The organism is Actinomadura sp. GC306, assembly GCF_004348665.1.
Taxonomy (GTDB): Bacteria; Actinomycetota; Actinomycetes; order Streptosporangiales; family Streptosporangiaceae; genus Spirillospora.
In genome coordinates, this window is sequence record NZ_SMKM01000142.1 from 1 (window position 1) to 16396 (window position 16396).

Genomic DNA, 16396 nt, shown 5'->3' on the forward strand with positions numbered 1-16396 from the left:
GTCCGGCGGGGTGTCGGGTGGGGCGGGCGGCGGTTACCCGCCGCGGAACGCTGCTGATAACCTCACTGGTCACGACCGCCTGCCGCGCGGCGGCGGTGCGGCACGGTGGGAGCCCCTCGGCATGTCAGTGACACCAGCCTTGGACCTGCGCGGTATCGAAAAGAGTTTCGGTTCCGTCAAGGTCCTGCACGACGTCGCGTTCTCCGCCTACCCCGGCGAGGTCACCGCGCTGGTCGGCGACAACGGCGCGGGCAAGACGACGCTGGTGAAGTGCATCGGCGGCATCCACCCCTTCGACGCGGGGGAGTACCGCTTCGAGGGCCGCCCGGTCCGGATCGGCGGGCCACGGGAGGCCACCCGGCTCGGCATCGAGATCGTCCACCAGGACCTCGCGCTCTGCGAGAACCTCGACATCGTCCAGAACCTCTTCCTCGGCCGGGAGCGGCGCCGCGGCCTCACCCTGGACGAGACCGCGATGGAGGAGATGGCGCGCAGGACGCTGTCCGGTCTCGCCGTCCGCACGATGGGGTCGGTCCGGCAGCGGATCGCGACGCTGTCGGGCGGACAGCGGCAGACCGTCGCGATCGCCCGCGCCGTGCTGTGGGACAGCAAGGTCGTCGTCCTGGACGAGCCCGTCGCCGCGCTCGGCGTCGCGCAGACCCAGCAGGTGCTGGAGGTCGTCCGGCGGCTCGCCGACAAGGGCCTGGCCGTCGTGCTGATCTCGCACAACATGAACGACGTCTTCGCGGTCTCCGACCGCATCGCCGCGATGTACCTCGGCCGGATGGTCGCCCAGGTCCGCACCGCCGACGTCACCCACCGGCAGGTCGTCGAGCTGATCACCTCAGGGGCCAGCGGAGAGCTGGGGCTGCGCCGATGATGAAGGGCGGCCCATCACAAGAGGACATCCGGCGCCACAACCTCGGGACGCTCCTGCGGTTCGTGCACCTGCGCGGCCCGGCGTCGCGCGCCACGCTCGCCGAGTCCCTCGGCCTGAACCGCAGCACGATCATGGCGCTGACCGCCGACCTCACCGCGGCCGGGCTCGTCCGCGAGGAGCTGCCGCGCGGTCCCGGCCGCCGCGCCGGGCGCCCGTCCCTCGTGGTGCGGCCCGAGTCGACGCGGGTCTACGTGCTGGCGTTCGAGGTCGGCGTCGACCGGCTCGTCGTCGCGCGCGTGGGGCTCGGCGGCGTCGTCCTGGACCGCCGCGAGGGCGTGCGGGCCCGCGGCTCCGACCCCGCGGAACTGCTCGGCGTGCTGGTCGCCGGGGCGCGCGCGCTCGTCCGCAAGGCCGAGCGCGACGCGGTCTGCGTCGGCGCCACCCTCGGCTTCCCCGGCACCGTCCGCCGCTCCGACGACACGATCATGTTCGGGCCCAACCTCGACGTCGGGGAACTGCGGCTCGGCGACGCGCTGTCGCGCCGGCTCGGCCTCGGCATCCCCGTGTCGGTCTGCAACGACGCCAACCTCGGCGCGCTCGCCGAGCACGAGCGCGGCGCGGGGGTCGGCTGCGACAACCTCATCTACCTGCACGGCGACGTCGGCGTCGGCGGCGGCATCATCGCGCACGGGCGGCTGCTCGGCGGCGACGAGGGGTTCGGCGGCGAGATCGGCCACATGATCGTCAATCCGGGCGGGCGGCTGTGCGCGTGCGGGTCGAAGGGCTGCCTGGAGGCCGAGGTGGGGGAGCGGACGCTGCTCGCCCACGCCGGCCGCGAGGAGGCGCCCGACCAGCCGGGCCGCGACGCGGTCCGCGCGGTCGTCGCCGCCGCCGACGCCGGCGACATCGCCGCCCGGGAGGCGCTGCAGCGGGTCGGCAGCTGGCTCGGCCTCGGCGTCGCCAACCTCGTCAACGTCTTCAACCCGGGCCTGGTCATCTTCGGCGGGACGCTCCGCGACATCTACCTCGGCGCCGCCGCCCAGATCCGCAGCGTCATGGCGACCGGCGCGCTCGCGGCGCCCCGCGAGAGGGTCAAGCTCCGCACCGCCGCCCTCGGCGACGACACCACCCTCGTCGGGGCCGCGGAGTTCGCCTTCGCCGAGGTCCTGTCCGACCCCGTGCAGGTCCTCACCCGGCTGCGCGCCCCCGAAGCCGTTCCCTAGGCGGGTCCGGGGCGCCGCGCGCCGGCTCGCGGGCTCAGGGCCTCCGGGTGGGGTTGACCGCGTCGGACTCGGCGGGGGTGTCCGGGCGGGGGCGCTGCTCCGCGTCCTCGTCGGCGAGCTGCCGCTCGTACTCGGTGATGCCCAGGCCGTCCCTGGTGTCCCTGTCCTCCTCCGGTTCCTCGATGCGCAGGCCCTCGGGCGGGTCGGTCACGTACTCCTCGGTCAGGGCGATCTCCACCTCCTGGTCGTCGTCGCCCATCTCGTCGATGTCGTCGCGGAAGTCGCGGCTCTCGCCGGGCTGACGTGCCCGCATGCCTCCTCCTCGGTCCGTCTCGGTTGCGCTGATCGGACCGGTATCCCCGATGCAGGGCGGCCTACTCGCGGTCGCGGACGGCGACGAGCCCGCCGACGACGCCCACGTACGCGGTGCCGTCCGGGCCGAGGGTGATGGGCGCCCAGTTGTTGTCGAACCACTTTCCGGGGCCGGTCAGCACCTTGTAGACGGTCCTGCCCGTGTGGACGTCCACCGCCGTGAGGTACCAGGCGTCGATGAAGTCGTTGCGCGGCTCCTTCGTGTACAGGTAGAGCAGCCCGGCGGGGACCGACACCTTCGGGACGGTGGAGAGCGAACGCTCCCTGCTCGTCCACACCGTCTCGCAGCCGTCGCCGCCCGGCCGCACGTCCACGCGGCTGACCCCGCCGACCGAGGAGCCGCCCGGCGGGAGCTCGAAGAAGTTGCGGTAGCCGTAGTTGTTCTCCACGAACAGGCTGCGGCCGTAGCCGACGAGCGAGTTGTCCGTGGCGCTCGCCCCGCTGCCGAACACCGGGATCCGGCAGACCAGCCGCCCGTCGGCCCGGTGCCGGACGATGACGTGCATCCGGTCGTCGGCGTTGTCGGTGATGGCCACGTACCCGTCGCCGAAGAACGTGGGCGTGGTCCCCGAACCCTGGTCGATCTGGCCCGGCTTGCGGCCGCTTCCCCTGTCGTAGGGCTCGCGCCAAATGATCTCGGGCGTGCCGTCCCGGCCCGCGCGCATCTGGTAGAGCGCATGGTCGGACACGATCGACAGGCCGTCCTCGGACGCCGCGAACGAGTTCTGGATGCTCTCGCCCTGCAGCCGCGTCATCCGGACGGTGCCGGACTCGGGGTCGACGGTGCCGATCCGCCCGTTCCGCGTGATCCACCAGATGAGGCCGCCCCAGTCCGGGCCGACCGCGGTGACGGGGTCGCACTCGCCCGCGGGCCACGGATTCGTCCAGGTGGCGCAGTCGTGCGGGAGGTGGCGGCCGAGGTCCCAGTCGTCGGTCACCGTGAAGCGCCACTCGCCGTCCGGGCCCCGCTCATGGGCGAACCGGCGCAGGTGGAACGCCGAGTCGGCGAGGACGGCGCGGTCCTGCGAATCCAGGTAGTAGTACGCCCCGCCCGACGTGTCGGTGAGGACCTTGTCCAGGCTCAGCGAGAACACCGCCTGGACCGTGGACGGTCTCGGCGGCAGCTCGTAGGTGGCGAGGTCCTTCAGCGTCCTCGGGTCGATCAGCCGCAGCATGAAGTTCTGCCCGCGCGTGCACTGCGCCACGATCAGGCCCGTCCTCCGGGCGAACGTCACGGTCGAGCACAGTCCGGGCAGGCCGCCGCCTTTCGCCTCGTTGAGCACCTCGGGATCGCGGCCGAGCGGCCCCAGGAACGGGTACGTGTCGGACGCGTAGCTGTCGGCGTGCATGGACGACAACCCGACCGGCCCCTGGTGCGGGTTGGCCGGGACGGGACGTCCCGCCAGCGGCTTCGGTGTGGCGGGCCCGCCGATGTAGGCCGGGACGAAGCCGCGGCCGGGCCCGTCCGGGATCGGGTCGGCCGCCGCCGGGACGGCGGCCCCGGCCAAGCCGGCGGCCATGACGACGGACAGCAGGGCTGCCTGCAACGGTCTGCGCATCGGGGCTCCTGGACGGCGGGCTGAGGGCGTGCTGCTGACGGGCTCGGGCGGGCCCGGTCGCGCCGTCCGGGACGATCCACCGCCTGAAAATGAGATCGTTCAAGGCGCCCGGATGGTTACCATCCGGGCATGGGCGTACAAGCAGTGATCTTCGACTGGGGCGGCACGCTGACCCCCTGGCACGACCTCGAACTGGCCGACATGTGGCGCGCGATCTGCTCCGCCCACCTCCCCGCGGACGACGTCGAGAAGGCCGCCGAGGCGCTCGCGGAGGCGGAACTGGAGCTCTGGCGCCGCGGCACCGACGAGCACCGCAGCGCCACGCTCGCCGAGGCGTTCGAGATGGCCGGGGTCGAGTTCACCGAGGAGTGGCTGGCGACCCATTTCGAGACGTGGACGCCGCACACGCACACCGACCCCGCCGTCCCCGGGCTGTTCACCAGCCTCCGCGAGCAGGACATCCGGATCGGCGTCCTGTCCAACACGATCTGGTCACGCGAATGGCATGAGCGCGTCTTCGCCCGCGACGACGTCCTCGACATGCTCGACGGCGCCGTCTACTCCAGCGAGATCCCCTGGACCAAGCCGCACGCCAACGCGTTCCGCGCCGCGATGGACGCCGTCGGCGCCACCGACCCCGCCTCCTGCGTCTTCGTCGGCGACCGGCCCTACGACGACATCCACGGCGCCAAGTCGGCCGGGCTCCGCGCCGTCCAGATCCGGCACCAGACCACCCACGCGTTCGAGCGCCCCGGCCTCGCCCCGCCCGACGCGGTGATCCACGGGCTGGACGAGCTGCTGCCCCACATCGAGCGCTGGAGCTAGCCGGCGGGCTTGCGGGCCGTGATCAGGTCGCGGGAGATGGCCTGGTCCACGCGGTGCCGGAAGGCGCGGTGGGCGGCGGAGTCCTGGACCTGGAGACCGCTGGAGGCGAGGATCTCGGCGATGTCGTCGCGGCGCCCCACGAAGGTGTTCCAGGAAATGCCGATGGCGCCGCCCGGACGCAGCAGCCGGGCCCATTCCGGCACCGCCGCGGCCAGCAGCTCGACCGGGCTCCGCGACAGCGGCCCCTTGCCCTTGCCGGCCGGCCGCCCGCCCTTGGGACGGCTGCCGTGCTGCACCCCGTACGGGGCGTCGGTGACGATCAGGTCGAAGGAGGCCGGGCGGAAGAACCGTCCGGCCTCCAGGGAGTCGGCGTTCACGACGGTGATCTCCATCGTCTCGCCGCCCTTGTAGCGCTCCTTGGAGGCGCCGAGCGTGACGTCCAGGCGGCGTCCGACGACGGACCGCTCCCGCCGGACGTTGGCGACCTCCGCCCGGTGCTTGACCCGGTTGTTCTTCAGCCACGTCTTGATGAAGGCGGCGTAGGCGTCGAAGTCCTTGCCGTCGATGTCCATCCCGGCGGCGTCCAGCCCGTACATCATGGCCTGGTTGAGCGTCGTGCCGCGGCCGCACATGGGGTCGAACACGCGGGGCCGGCCGTTGACCAGGTCCATGGGGGAGTCGGCCGCCATCGCGGTGACGTTCAGCAGGAGCTTGGTGAAGTACTCGTTCGTCTTGCCCGAGTACTTCTGGATGGTGAGCAGGTCGCTTCCGAAGAGGTCGAGAGGCTTGAGCGCGACCGGCCGCAGGAGATCGCCCTCGATCTGGAACAGCGCGTAGAGCGACGAGAGGTTCGACAGGAGGCGGACGTCGGTCTCCGTCAGGTCGTCGGCCGAGAACGTCACATACGGGACGCCGCCGATCTCCGTCTCCTCGATGTCGTGGACGCGCCCGCCCAGCGCGCGTTCGCCGAACACCGCCAGCTCGGCCTTCACCAGGCCGGCGGCGGCCTGGGCATAGACCCGGTTGTGGGAGGGGGAGACGAGAAGGCCGTACGCGGTCATCCGCTCGACATTAACAGCAGCGGCGGGTCACCGTTCACGCCGTCGCCGGCATCGGCCGCCGCCGCGGGCGGAGACCGCCGGAACCATGTCCCGGCGGTCCCGCACGGCCTGTGCGCGGGCCGTTCCTGCCCGGCTCAGGCGGCCCTGACGGGCGGTGCCCCGTCCTTGGCGGCGTCCGGCGCCGCGGGCAGGGCGCGGCGTTCCGGCGGGAGCTCCCGCCCCTCGTGCGAGCCGGTGTCCGGGGCCTCCACCTGGGGCAGGTCGGGCAGGTGGCGGGCGGCGGCGGTCAGCAGCCGCTCGACGCTGCTCCTGAGGCTGGCGAGATCGGCGCGCGCCACATCGGCCTGCGCCTGGGCCCTGCGCGCCTGGCGGCGGGCGGCGTCGCGCTCGGCCGCGAGCCGGGTCAGCTGTTCGTGGTAGGCGGCCCGCAGTTCGTCGAGAGCGCTTCCCTCTGGATTGCTCATGATGATCTGGACTCCTCCCCCGAGTCATCCCTCTGCAGGGACAAACGTCACCGATCGGACGCTTACTTCCCGGGGTGCCGAAGATCACTCACCCGGGACGGGACGCGGCGACAGCGCCGCCGCGGACAGCCCGGGGAACGCGTCCGCCGGCGCCGGGGCGCCCGCCTTCTGCCGCCAGGCGGCGGACCGCGCCCGCGCCCGCCGCGCGCCGTCCGCGGCGAAGGCCCGCAGGTCGGGGGCGGAGGCGCCGGCGAGGGCGACGTAGGCGGGGACGAGGTCGTCCTCCAGCTCGGCCGCGAGCAGGGCGGCGCCGCGGGCCGAGGCGACCTTGCCGGGCAGCCGGTACGCGGCCGCGCCGGCCACCGGTTCGGCGGGCTCCCCGGAGTCGCCGGCCAGGACCGAGACGAGCGCGTCCCGGCGGGCGCGGTGGTCGTCCCAGATGGTCTTCGCCGTCATCCGCAGCGACCCGCCGAGGCGGGCGCCGAGCACCCCGTACCCGTAGACGGCCGCGTGCTCGGCCTCCAGCGCCGTCCGGACCGCCTCGGCACCGGACCGCGACCGGACGGCCGGCGGCTCGCCCGACGCGAGCATCGCGTGCCCCGCCTCGCAGGCGCCGATACTGGCCAGCAACTGGGCCAGCCCCGGGGCGGCCTTCGCCGCGTCCGCCGTCCGCGCCTGCGCCGCCCGGTCCTCCGCGTCGCGCAGCGCCTCCATGAGCCCGCCCCCGTCCGGGAGCGGGAGGGCGCTCGGCGCCGGGATGCCGCCGCCCTCGTCGGCGCGGTCGCCGGAACCGGGCACGTAGTGGCGCTTCAGCACCGTGAGATGCTCGCGGTGCCGGGCGAGGACCGGGTCCAGCCGCGCGGCGAGCGAGGCGTCCGCGGCCTTGGCCGCCTCGTAGGCGGCGATCAGGTTCTGCTCGGACGCGATCGCCCCGGCCAGCGTCGGCACGTCTTTGTGGGGGCGGGTCTCGGCGGCGCAGCCCACCGCCGAGGGCAGGAGGAGCGCGGCGCCGGCCAGCACGGCGGCCCGGCCCAGCAGCGCGCGGCGGGACACGGCTCCCGGCAAGCGCGGCACGGCCTCTGGCAAGGGAGTCTCCTCACCCGACGGTGTGGTGGCGGCGGCCCGCTGCGGTCCCGGTCCCGGACGCGCCCGTCGGGCCAGCTCAAGCATTCCATATCCGCCGCGCCGGTGAGGCGTCCGAAAAACCGACGCGGTCTCCGGCTGTCGATAGTCTTGAGGTGTCAACGGACGAGCGGCGACGCCGCGAGCCGCAGGCGGACAACAGGAGGAGGGTCCCATGAGCGTCGAGTCCCGCGGTGGCCGCGCTCAAGGGGGGCGCGGGCAGGAGGGGCGGCAGGCCCGGCACGACCGGGGCCCGCGCGAGCACGCCGGGGCGCGCCCGCCGCGCGGCGCCGCCGTCACCGAGCTGACCCGGCTGCTGGAGCCCGCGGTGCGCAGGGCCGGGTTCGACCTGGAGGAGGTCGACGTGCGGCCCGCCGGGCGCCGCCGCCTCGTCCGGGTCGTCGTGGACGGCGACGACGGGGTCGGCCTCGACGACATCGCCCGGCTGAGCGAGACGGCCTCCGCCCTGCTCGACGAGTCCGACGCCATGGGGGCCTCGCCGTACGTGCTGGAGGTGACCTCCCCCGGGGTCGACCGCCCCCTCACCGAGCCGCGGCACTGGCGCCGCGCCGTCGGCCGGCTGGTCGTCGCCCCGCTGGCCGAGGGAGGCCAGATCGAGGGCCGCGTGATCGCGGCCGACGGCGACGGCGTCGAGATCGACGTCGTCCAGAAGCGCCGGGGCAGGGGAGCCGGGGCGAAGGACGGCGGCGGGTCCGCCGGGTCCGCGCCCGCTTCCGGTGGGGCCGGGGGGAAGTCCCGCCAGAAGGGAAGGACCCCCGCGACGGAGACCGTGCGGCGCCGGTTCCGCCTCGGCGAGCTGGGGCGCGGCCGCGTGCAGGTGGAGTTCAAACCTCTGTCCGGGGGGTCCGCGGGGCCGTCCCCCCAGAAGGACTCGCCGTCCGGGGCTGAGGAACCGCGTTCTCCGGCTGAGCCGGAATAGAGGGGGGAACCTCGTGGACATCGACATGACAGCCCTGCGGGGCCTGGAGAGCGAGAAGGACATCTCGCTGGAGGTGGCCGTCAAGGCCATCGAGGACGCCCTGCTGATCGCCTACCACCGGACGGAGGGCGCGGCGGCCAAGGCCCGGGTCGAGCTGGACCGGCAGAGCGGGCACGTGACGGTCTGGGCGACCGAGACCGACGAGGAGGGCAACGCCCTCCGCGAGTACGACGACACCCCGACCGGATTCGGCCGCATCGCCGCGACCACCGCCAAGCAGGTCATCCTGCAGCGGCTGCGGGACGCCGAGGACGAGCTGACGTTCGGCGAGTACGCCGGCCGCGAGGGCGACATCGTCAGCGGCATCATCCAGCAGGGCAAGGACCCGCGGAACGTGCTGGTCGACCTCGGCAAGATCGAGGCCGTCCTGCCGCCGCAGGAGCAGGTCCCCGGCGAGCACTACGACCACGGCGACCGGCTGCGCGCCTACGTGGTGCAGGTCCGCAAGGGGCACCGCGGCCCGTCGGTGCAGCTGTCGCGGACGCACCCGAACCTCGTCCGCAAGCTGTTCGCGCTGGAGGTCCCGGAGATCGCCGACGGCACCGTGGAGATCGCGGCGATCGCCCGCGAGGCCGGCCACCGCACCAAGATCGCGGTGCGCTCGCGCAAGGCGGGCGTGAACGCCAAGGGCGCCTGCATCGGCCCGCTCGGCAGCCGGGTCCGCAACGTGATGGCCGAGCTGCACGGCGAGAAGATCGACATCGTGGACTGGTCCGAGGACCCCGCGGAGTTCGTCGGGAATGCCCTGTCGCCCGCGCGGGTTTCCAGTGTCGAGGTGGTCGACGCCGACGCCCGGGTCGCCCGGGTGGTCGTGCCCGACTACCAGCTGTCCCTGGCGATCGGCAAGGAGGGGCAGAACGCCCGGCTCGCCGCACGGCTCACCGGCTGGCGGATCGACATCCGGTCCGACACCGAGCGGTCCGACACCGAGCCCCGGCAGGCCGCCGCGAAGCCCCGCGAGACCGGCGATTCCGGATCTTCTGCGCCGGAGGCGCATGCGACCGGCCCCGCCGACGCGTCGGCGCGGTAGACTCATGGAACGTGGCCGGGCGGCCTCTGTACGCATGTGTGTTGGCTGCCGGGTTCGCACGGTCAAATCCGGCTTGCTGCGCCTGGTGGTGGTCGAGGGCGTCATCGTCCCCGATCCCCGCGGGCGGCTGCCGGGACGGGGTGCGCATCTGCATCCCGACCTGGGATGCCTTGAGCTCGCAGAGCGGCGTCGGGCGTTCCCGAGGGCGTTCCGCGTCCCGGGCCCGCTCGATGCCGGTGCGCTGCGAGCGCGGCTTGCGGTGAGCGCCGCGCGGCAGCAGGATGGCCAAATGGTAAGCGACGTCTAGTCGGAAGCAGGTCGAGATTGCTATGAGCGCTCGATGAGCACGCCGCGATGAGTACGGCAAGTTAGCGACGGTCCGGAGGCCGCACCCCCGGACCGAGTAGGGAGTGCAGTGGCGAAGGTCCGGGTTTATGAACTCGCCAAGGAGTTCGGTGTAGAGAGCAAGGTCGTGATGGCCAAGCTCCAGGAAATGGGCGAGTTCGTACGGTCGGCGTCCTCCACGATTGAGGCGCCGGTCGTTCGCAGGCTGACAGAAGCCTTCTCAAATTCTTCTTCGTCCCCCAAGCAGGGGGACAAGCGGGCCGCGCCGAAGAAGCCTTCGGCTCCGCGGCCCGCCGCGCCGCGTCCGGGACCGTCCGGCGGCGCATCCGGTTCGCAGAACGCCCGCCCGCAGGCCCCGCGGCCCGCGGCGCCGCGTCCGGCCGCGCCGCGGCCCGGTCCCGGCGGCCCGGGCGGCCCCGGCGGCCAGGGCGGCGCCCCGAAGCCGGGCCCGCGCCCGCCGGTTCCGCCGGCGCCGGGCACCCAGGTGGACGCCCCCGCGGCGCAGGGCCCGAGCGCCCCGCCCGCGGCCGGCCCCGCGCGCCCGGCAGGTCCGGCCGAATCCGCCGGCGGCGGTGCCGGAACCGGTACCGCCGGTCCCGGTGGCCGCGCGCCCGGTGGCCCGAAGCCGGGTCCCCGCGCGCCCAAGCCGGGCCCGCGTCCCGGCCCCCGGCCGAGCGGCGGCGGCCGCGGCCCCGGTGGCCCGCGTCCGGGCAACAACCCGTTCAGCTCCAACGCCAGCGGCATGGGCCAGGCGCCCAAGCCGGGCCCGCGTCCCGGTCCGCGGCCGGGCGCCGAGCGTCCCGACCGGGGTGAGCGCCCCGGCGGCGACCGTCCCGGTGGCCCGCGCCCGGGTGGCCCGCGTCCCGGCGGCCCCGCCGGTGCGGGCGGCCCGCGTCCGAGCCCGGGCAGCATGCCGCCCCGGCCGGGCGGTCCGCGTCCGAGCCCGATGAACATGCCGTCCTCGCGGCCGGCCGCGCCCGGTCGCGGTGGTCCCGGCGGCGGTGGCGGCGGCGGTCGCGGCCCGGGTGGCGGCGGCCGTGGTCCCGGCGGCGGTGGCCGCGGTCCGGGTGGCGGCGGCCGTCCCGGCGGCGGCTTCGGCGGTCCCCGCACGGGGGCCGGCGGCCGTCCCGGCGGCGGCTTCGGTCCCCGTCCCGGTGGCGGCGGCCGTGGCCGCGGTGGCACGCAGGGCGCGTTCGGCCGTCCCGGAGGGCGTCCCGCACGCGGCCGCAAGTCGAAGCGGGCGCGTCGTCAAGAGTTCGAGAACATGCAGGCGCCCGCCGTCGGCGGTGTCTCGGCTCCGCGCGGCAACGGCAAGACGATCCGGCTGCCGCAGGGCGCGTCGCTGACCGACTTCGCCGAGAAGATCGGCGCCAACCCGGCGTCGCTCGTCGCGATCATGATGCACCTCGGCAAGATGGTCACCGCGACCCAGTCGGTCGACCCCGACGACCTGCAGGCCCTCGGGCTGGAGCTGGACTTCGACGTCCAGGTCGTCAGCCCCGAGGACGAGGACCGCGAACTGCTCGAGTCGTTCGACATCGAGTACGGCGAGGACGAGGGCGGCGAGGAGAACCTGCTGCCCCGGCCGCCGGTGGTCACCGTCATGGGCCACGTCGACCACGGTAAGACGAAGCTGCTGGACGCCGTCCGGTCCGCCAACGTGCAGGCGGGCGAGGCCGGCGGCATCACCCAGCACATCGGCGCCTACCAGGTCGAGACCGAGGTCGACGGCGAGGACCGCAAGATCACCTTCATCGACACCCCGGGTCACGAGGCGTTCACCGCCATGCGCGCCCGCGGTGCCGACACCACCGACCTGGTGGTGCTGGTGGTCGCCGCGGACGACGGCGTCAAGCCGCAGACCACCGAGGCGATCGACCACGCCACCGCGGCGGGGGTCCCGATCGTCGTCGCGGTCAACAAGATCGACGTCGAGGGCGCCGACCCGAACCGGGTCCGGGCCCAGCTGACCGAGTACGGCCTGGTCGCCGAGGAGTTCGGCGGCTCGACCATCTTCGTGGACGTGTCGGCCAAGCAGCGCGAGAACATCGACGGGCTGCTGGAGGCGATCATCCTGACCGCCGACGCCGAGCTCGACCTGAAGGCCAACCCCGACATGCCCGCCCAGGGCTCGGCCATCGAGGCCCACCTGGACAAGGGCCGGGGCGCCGTGGCGACCGTGCTGGTGCAGCGCGGCACGCTGCGGGTCGGCGACTCGATCGTCTGCGGCGTGGCCAACGGCCGCGTCCGGGCGATGCTCGACGAGAACGGCAACAACGTCACGGAGGCGGGCCCGTCCCGTCCGGTGATGGTGCTCGGCCTCGCGGCCGTGCCCGGTGCCGGGGACAACTTCCTGGTCGTCGACGACGACCGGGTCGCCCGGCAGATCGCCGACAAGCGGGTGGCGCGCAAGCGCAACGCCGAGCTGCTCAAGAGCCGCAAGAGCAACTCCCTGGAAGAGCTGTTCAAGGACTTCCAGGAGGGCAAGCGCGAAGAGCTGCTGCTCATCCTCAAGGGCGACGTGTCCGGTTCGGTCGAGGCGCTGGAGGACTCGCTCCTCAAGATCGACGTGGGCGACGAGGTCAGCCTGCGGATCATCCGCCGCGGTGTCGGCGCGATCACGCAGGACGACGTCAACCTGTCGCTGGCGTCCGAGGAGGGCGCGGTCATCCTCGGCTTCAACGTGCGGCCCGAGCGCAACGCGCAGGAGCTGGCCGACCGCGAAGGCGTCGACATCCGGTACTACTCGATCATCTACCAGGCGATCGAGGAGATCGAGGCGGCCCTCAAGGGCATGCTCAAGCCGGAGTTCGAAGAGGTCCAGCTCGGCACCGCCGAGGTCCGGGAGATCTTCAAGGTCCCGCGGATCGGCAACGTCGCGGGCTCGATGGTCACCTCGGGGATCATCCAGCGCAACGCCAAGGCGCGGCTCGTCCGCGACGGCGTCGTGGTCGCCGACAACCTCACGGTGTCGTCGCTGCGCCGCTTCAAGGACGACGCCACCGAGGTCCGCGAGGGCTTCGAGTGCGGTATCGGCGTGGGGTACAACGACATCAAGCTCGGCGATGTCATCGAGTGCTTCGAGATGCGGGAGAAGCCCCGCACCTGAGCACCGGCGCGGACGGCCGTCCCCGCCCGGCGGCGGGGGCATGATCGTTAAATGGGTGACACGGCGCCAGGCGGATCTTCTAGCCTGGCGTCCGTCATATCCGGCCCGTTCCGCGCGCCGGCCGCCCGCGGCCCGGCGCGCGGCACCGCGGCCGGGAACACGGCGGGTGACCGCCGTCGTTCCATCTTCGAGGATTCCGAGGTGATCGACCAGGTGTACGTGGGTGCGCTGACGCTCGACCTGCTGCTGGGGGACGTCCAATCGCTGAAGCAGAAGCGGTCCGTCCTCCGGCCCATCATCGCCGAGGTGCAGAAGCACTTCCCGGCGGTGGCCGTCGCCGAGACCGGCGGCAACGACCTGTACCGCAGGGCGGAGATCGGGGTGGCGGTGGTGTCCGGCACCGCCGCCAACTGCACCCAGGTGCTCGACCGGTGCGAACGGCTGGTCGCCGGGCGCCCGGAGATCGAGCTGCTGTCGGCGCGGCAGCGGCTGTTCCATGATGAGGACTGAGCGGCGGGGCCGCCCCCCGCGGCGGTCGCGGGCCCACCGAGGCCGCCCGGTCCTCACGTAACCATAGAAAGGGAGTGCGATCATGGTGGACGCAGCTCGGGCGCGCAAGCTCGCCGACCGCATCCAGCAGATCGTGGCCGAGATGCTGGAGAGGCGGATCAAGGATCCGCGGCTCGGCTTCGTGACCGTGACGGACACCCGCATCACCAACGACCTGCGCGACGCGACCGTGTACTACACGGTGTACGGGTCCGACGGCGAGCGCGCCGAGACGGCCGCCGCGCTGGAGAGCGCCAAGGGCGTCATCAGGTCGGAGGTGGGCAGGAAGACCGGTGTCCGGCACACGCCCAGCATCACCTTCGTCATGGACTCCCTGATGGAGAACGCCGCGCACATCGACGACCTGCTGGCCCAGGCCCGCGCCAGGGACGCCGAGGTGGCGAAGGCGGCGCAGGGCGCGTCCCCGGCCGGTGACGCCAACCCCTACCGGGTGCCCGGCTCCGAGGACGACGAGGACCTCGACGACGACGCGGACGACGACGCGGACTTCGACGGCCACGACATCGCGGAGGACGGTGAGGACGGCCGTCCCGGACGCCCGTCATCGTGAGCGGGACGGAGCGGCGCGCGGAGGCCCCGGGCGCCGGCCGGTCCGCGGAGTGGCTGCTGCACGACGCCGACGGCCATTCCGCGAGCGGCCACGACATCGTCCCGCGCGGCCGCGGCGGCGGGCTGGGCGGCGGGCCGCTCGTCCCGGCCCTGCCACCGGAGCCCGCGGTCCCGGCCGAGCCTCCCGTGCAGTCCGAGCCGGCGGCGCCGCCGGAGTTCCGCGCGCCGCGCGGCCGTGCCGCGCCCGTGGACTCGGCGGAGGCCGACCCGGACGCGGCTGCCGGCGCCCCGCTGCGGGGCGCCGACCTGGAGTGGGACCGGGCGGTCGAGCTGATCCGCGGGGCCGGTGAGGTCTGCCTCGCCTGCCACGTGGCGCCGGACGGCGACGCGCTCGGCTCCATGCTGGCGCTGGCGCAGGCCCTGCGCGCGCTGGGCAAGAGCTGCCTGGCGTCCTTCGGCGAGCCGTTCGAGGTCCCGGCGATCCTGCGGTTCCTGCCGGGCCAGGAGTTGCTGGTAGACCCTTCCCGGATGCCCTCCGCCCCGGACCTGATGATCTCCCTGGACGCGGCCGGGCAGGCGCGGCTCGGCACTCTGGCCGGGCCCGCGGCACGCGCGGGCGCGCTGATCGTCGTCGACCACCACGCGTCCAACACCGACTTCGGCGGGGTGCGGCTGGTCGACCCGGACGCCGCCGCCACCGCGGTCCTGGTCGAGGAGCTGATCCGCAGGCTCGGCGTCCCGCTGGACCGCGACATCGCCCAGGGCCTGTACGCGGGGCTCGCCAGCGACACCGGCTCGTTCAAGTACCCGTGCACGACCCCCGAGGTCCACGATCTGGCGGGGCGGCTGCTGACCGCGGGCGTCCGGCCGGAGGCGGTCAGCCGGGAACTGTGGGACCGGGCCCCGTTCGGGTACCTGCAGGTCCTCGCCGGCGCGCTGGCGCGGGCCCGGCTGGAACGCGACGCCGCGGGCGGCCGCGGCCTGGTCTGGACGACGATCGCGCGCGCCGACCGGGACGCCCGCGACGTCCCCTACGACCAGCTCGAAGGCGTCATCGACCAGCTCAGGCGCACCGACGAGGCCGAGGTCGCCGTCGTGTGCAAGGAGAACGACGACGGCGAGTGGTACGTCTCCACCCGCTCCAAGGGCTCGGTCGACGTCGGCCGCGCCTGCGTGGAGCTGGGCGGGGGCGGGCACCGCACCGCCGCCGCGTTCACCACGGGCGGCGAGCCCGCCTGCGTCATCGACCGGCTGCGCGCCGCGCTGCGCGTGCCCGGGGACACTGCCGACTGATCAACCGGAGCGCGTGTGGACGACAACTCGGGGCTCGTCATCGTGGACAAGCCCGCCGGCTGGACCTCGCACGACGTGGTCGGCCGGATGCGGCGGCTGGCGAAGACCCGGCGGGTGGGGCACGCGGGGACGCTGGACCCGATGGCGACCGGCGTGCTCGTCCTCGGGATAGGCAAGGCGACCCGCCTGCTGGGCCATCTGGCGCTGACCGAGAAGGGCTACGACGCCACGATCCGCCTCGGCGAGTCGACCAACACCGACGACGCCGAGGGCGAGACCACCGCGACCGCGTCCGCCGCGGGCGTCGCCGACGAGGCCCTGCACGCGGGGATCGCGGAGCTGACCGGCCCCATCCGGCAGGTCCCGCCCCAGGTCAGTGCGATCAAGGTGAACGGGGAGCGGGCCTACAAGATGGCCCGCAAGGGCGAGGAGGTCGCCCTGGCCGACCGGCCGGTGACCGTGCACCACTTCACGGTCACCGCGATCCGCCGTGCGGGCGACCTGATCGACGTCGACGCGTCCATCGGCTGCTCGTCCGGCACCTACATCCGCGCGCTGGCGCGGGATCTCGGCGCCTCCCTCGGCTGCGGCGGGCACCTCACGGCGCTGCGCCGGACCCGCGTCGGGCCCTACGATCTCGCCATGGCGCGGACGCTCGACCAGCTCGGTGAGAAGCTGGAGATCCTGCCGATGGCGGAGGCCGTCGCCGCGGTGTTCCCGCGCCGGGACGTCTCCGCCGACGACGCCCGCAAGGTCGCGCACGGCGGGCGGCTTGCGGCGGCGGGCCTCGGCCCGGGGCCGGTCGGTGTCTTCGCACCCGATGGCTCGCTGCTGGCGCTGGTCGAGGAGAAGGGCGGCGTGGCCAAGCCGCTCGCCGTCTTCGTGTCCTGACGGAGCCCGTGGTGCGCGTCACGGGCGGAAAGCGATGACGGCTCAACCTACGGTCAAGTAACCTACGTGACCGTAGGTTCGTTGGGTAGGAGGTGTCCGTGAC

At 73.9% G+C, this 16396-nt stretch carries 16 protein-coding genes; 11 read left to right on the forward strand and 5 right to left on the reverse strand.

Going from position 1 to position 16396, the window contains the following annotated elements; genetic code table 11:
* Positions 1–121 precede the first annotated feature (121 nt).
* Both E1200_RS19840 and E1200_RS19845 read left to right on the forward strand, forming a co-directional pair.
* On the forward strand, positions 122–880 hold the full coding sequence (locus E1200_RS19840; RefSeq protein WP_131953542.1) for an ATP-binding cassette domain-containing protein: 759 nt from the start codon (positions 122–124) through the stop codon (positions 878–880).
* Entirely contained in the window at positions 880–2103 is a 1224-nt protein-coding gene (locus tag E1200_RS19845; RefSeq protein ID WP_131953552.1) for an ROK family transcriptional regulator, read from the forward strand. Before E1200_RS19840 ends, E1200_RS19845 begins: the two co-directional genes overlap by 1 nt.
* Before the next feature lie 34 nt (positions 2104–2137).
* Here E1200_RS19845 and E1200_RS19850 read toward each other — a convergent pair whose 3' ends face one another.
* A complete protein-coding gene (locus E1200_RS19850; RefSeq protein WP_131953543.1) occupies positions 2138–2416 on the reverse strand; it encodes a hypothetical protein in 279 nt (92 codons plus the stop codon).
* A gap of 61 nt (positions 2417–2477) precedes the next feature.
* Entirely contained in the window at positions 2478–4034 is a 1557-nt protein-coding gene (locus E1200_RS19855; protein ID WP_207933443.1) for a hypothetical protein, read from the reverse strand.
* Between the two features lie 129 nt (positions 4035–4163).
* Between E1200_RS19855 and E1200_RS19860 the strand changes: the two genes are divergently transcribed.
* Positions 4164–4859, forward strand: a complete 696-nt coding sequence (locus E1200_RS19860; protein ID WP_131953544.1) for an HAD family hydrolase — start codon at positions 4164–4166, stop codon at positions 4857–4859.
* Here the strand turns inward: E1200_RS19860 and E1200_RS19865 are convergent.
* The 3 genes from E1200_RS19865 to E1200_RS34900 form a co-directional block, all read right to left on the reverse strand.
* Entirely contained in the window at positions 4856–5920 is a 1065-nt protein-coding gene (locus tag E1200_RS19865) for an SAM-dependent methyltransferase (RefSeq protein ID WP_131953545.1), read from the reverse strand. The two genes, E1200_RS19860 and E1200_RS19865, sit on opposite strands and share 4 nt — an antisense overlap.
* A 134-nt stretch (positions 5921–6054) precedes the next feature.
* Entirely contained in the window at positions 6055–6384 is a 330-nt protein-coding gene (locus E1200_RS19870; protein WP_131953546.1) for a hypothetical protein, read from the reverse strand.
* Between the two features lie 84 nt (positions 6385–6468).
* Positions 6469–7470, reverse strand: a complete 1002-nt coding sequence (locus tag E1200_RS34900) for a ferritin-like domain-containing protein (protein ID WP_243708701.1) — start codon at positions 7468–7470, stop codon at positions 6469–6471.
* Positions 7471–7681: 211 nt separating this feature from the next.
* On the opposite strand from E1200_RS34900, the gene rimP reads away from it, so the two are divergent.
* From rimP to truB, 8 genes are all read left to right on the forward strand, one after another.
* Positions 7682–8446: a ribosome maturation factor RimP gene (gene rimP, locus E1200_RS19885; protein ID WP_131953547.1), complete on the forward strand. Its 765-nt coding sequence runs from the start codon at positions 7682–7684 to the stop codon at positions 8444–8446.
* 25 nt (positions 8447–8471) lie between these two features.
* A complete protein-coding gene (gene nusA / locus E1200_RS19890; protein WP_131953555.1) occupies positions 8472–9536 on the forward strand; it encodes a transcription termination factor NusA in 1065 nt (354 codons plus the stop codon).
* A gap of 34 nt (positions 9537–9570) precedes the next feature.
* On the forward strand, positions 9571–9843 hold the full coding sequence (locus tag E1200_RS19895; RefSeq protein WP_243708703.1) for a YlxR family protein: 273 nt from the start codon (positions 9571–9573) through the stop codon (positions 9841–9843).
* A 108-nt stretch (positions 9844–9951) separates the two neighbouring features.
* The gene (gene infB, locus E1200_RS19900) at positions 9952–12990 is read left to right on the forward strand and encodes a translation initiation factor IF-2 (protein ID WP_131953549.1); all 3039 of its coding nucleotides are present in this window, start codon (positions 9952–9954) and stop codon (positions 12988–12990) included.
* A gap of 213 nt (positions 12991–13203) precedes the next feature.
* Positions 13204–13500, forward strand: a complete 297-nt coding sequence (locus E1200_RS19905; protein WP_184890794.1) for a DUF503 domain-containing protein — start codon at positions 13204–13206, stop codon at positions 13498–13500.
* A gap of 82 nt (positions 13501–13582) precedes the next feature.
* Positions 13583–14110, forward strand: a complete 528-nt coding sequence (gene rbfA, locus E1200_RS19910; RefSeq protein WP_131953550.1) for a 30S ribosome-binding factor RbfA — start codon at positions 13583–13585, stop codon at positions 14108–14110.
* Positions 14107–15402 carry a bifunctional oligoribonuclease/PAP phosphatase NrnA gene (locus tag E1200_RS19915; RefSeq protein ID WP_243708702.1) on the forward strand — a complete coding sequence of 432 codons (1296 nt, stop codon included), beginning with the start codon at positions 14107–14109 and terminating at the stop codon, positions 15400–15402. The genes rbfA and E1200_RS19915 overlap by 4 nt, the downstream gene beginning before the upstream one ends.
* A 15-nt stretch (positions 15403–15417) precedes the next feature.
* The gene (gene truB, locus E1200_RS19920; RefSeq protein ID WP_131953551.1) at positions 15418–16293 is read left to right on the forward strand and encodes a tRNA pseudouridine(55) synthase TruB; all 876 of its coding nucleotides are present in this window, start codon (positions 15418–15420) and stop codon (positions 16291–16293) included.
* Positions 16294–16396: the final 103 nt, after the last annotated feature.

Bases quoted from the DNA above. Each gene is read 5' to 3' on its own strand.
- E1200_RS19840 (WP_131953542.1), top strand. From the start codon at position 122: ATGTCAGTGACACCAGCCTTGGACCTGCGCGGTATCGAAAAGAGTTTC.
- E1200_RS19845 (WP_131953552.1), top strand. From the start codon at position 880: ATGAAGGGCGGCCCATCACAAGAGGACATCCGGCGCCACAACCTCGGG.
- E1200_RS19850 (WP_131953543.1), bottom strand. From the start codon at position 2,416: ATGCGGGCACGTCAGCCCGGCGAGAGCCGCGACTTCCGCGACGACATC.
- E1200_RS19855 (WP_207933443.1), bottom strand. From the start codon at position 4,034: ATGCGCAGACCGTTGCAGGCAGCCCTGCTGTCCGTCGTCATGGCCGCC.
- E1200_RS19860 (WP_131953544.1), top strand. From the start codon at position 4,164: ATGGGCGTACAAGCAGTGATCTTCGACTGGGGCGGCACGCTGACCCCC.
- E1200_RS19865 (WP_131953545.1), bottom strand. From the start codon at position 5,920: ATGACCGCGTACGGCCTTCTCGTCTCCCCCTCCCACAACCGGGTCTAT.
- E1200_RS19870 (WP_131953546.1), bottom strand. From the start codon at position 6,384: ATGAGCAATCCAGAGGGAAGCGCTCTCGACGAACTGCGGGCCGCCTAC.
- rimP (WP_131953547.1), top strand. From the start codon at position 7,682: ATGAGCGTCGAGTCCCGCGGTGGCCGCGCTCAAGGGGGGCGCGGGCAG.
- nusA (WP_131953555.1), top strand. From the start codon at position 8,472: ATGACAGCCCTGCGGGGCCTGGAGAGCGAGAAGGACATCTCGCTGGAG.
- E1200_RS19895 (WP_243708703.1), top strand. From the start codon at position 9,571: ATGTGTGTTGGCTGCCGGGTTCGCACGGTCAAATCCGGCTTGCTGCGC.
- rbfA (WP_131953550.1), top strand. From the start codon at position 13,583: ATGGTGGACGCAGCTCGGGCGCGCAAGCTCGCCGACCGCATCCAGCAG.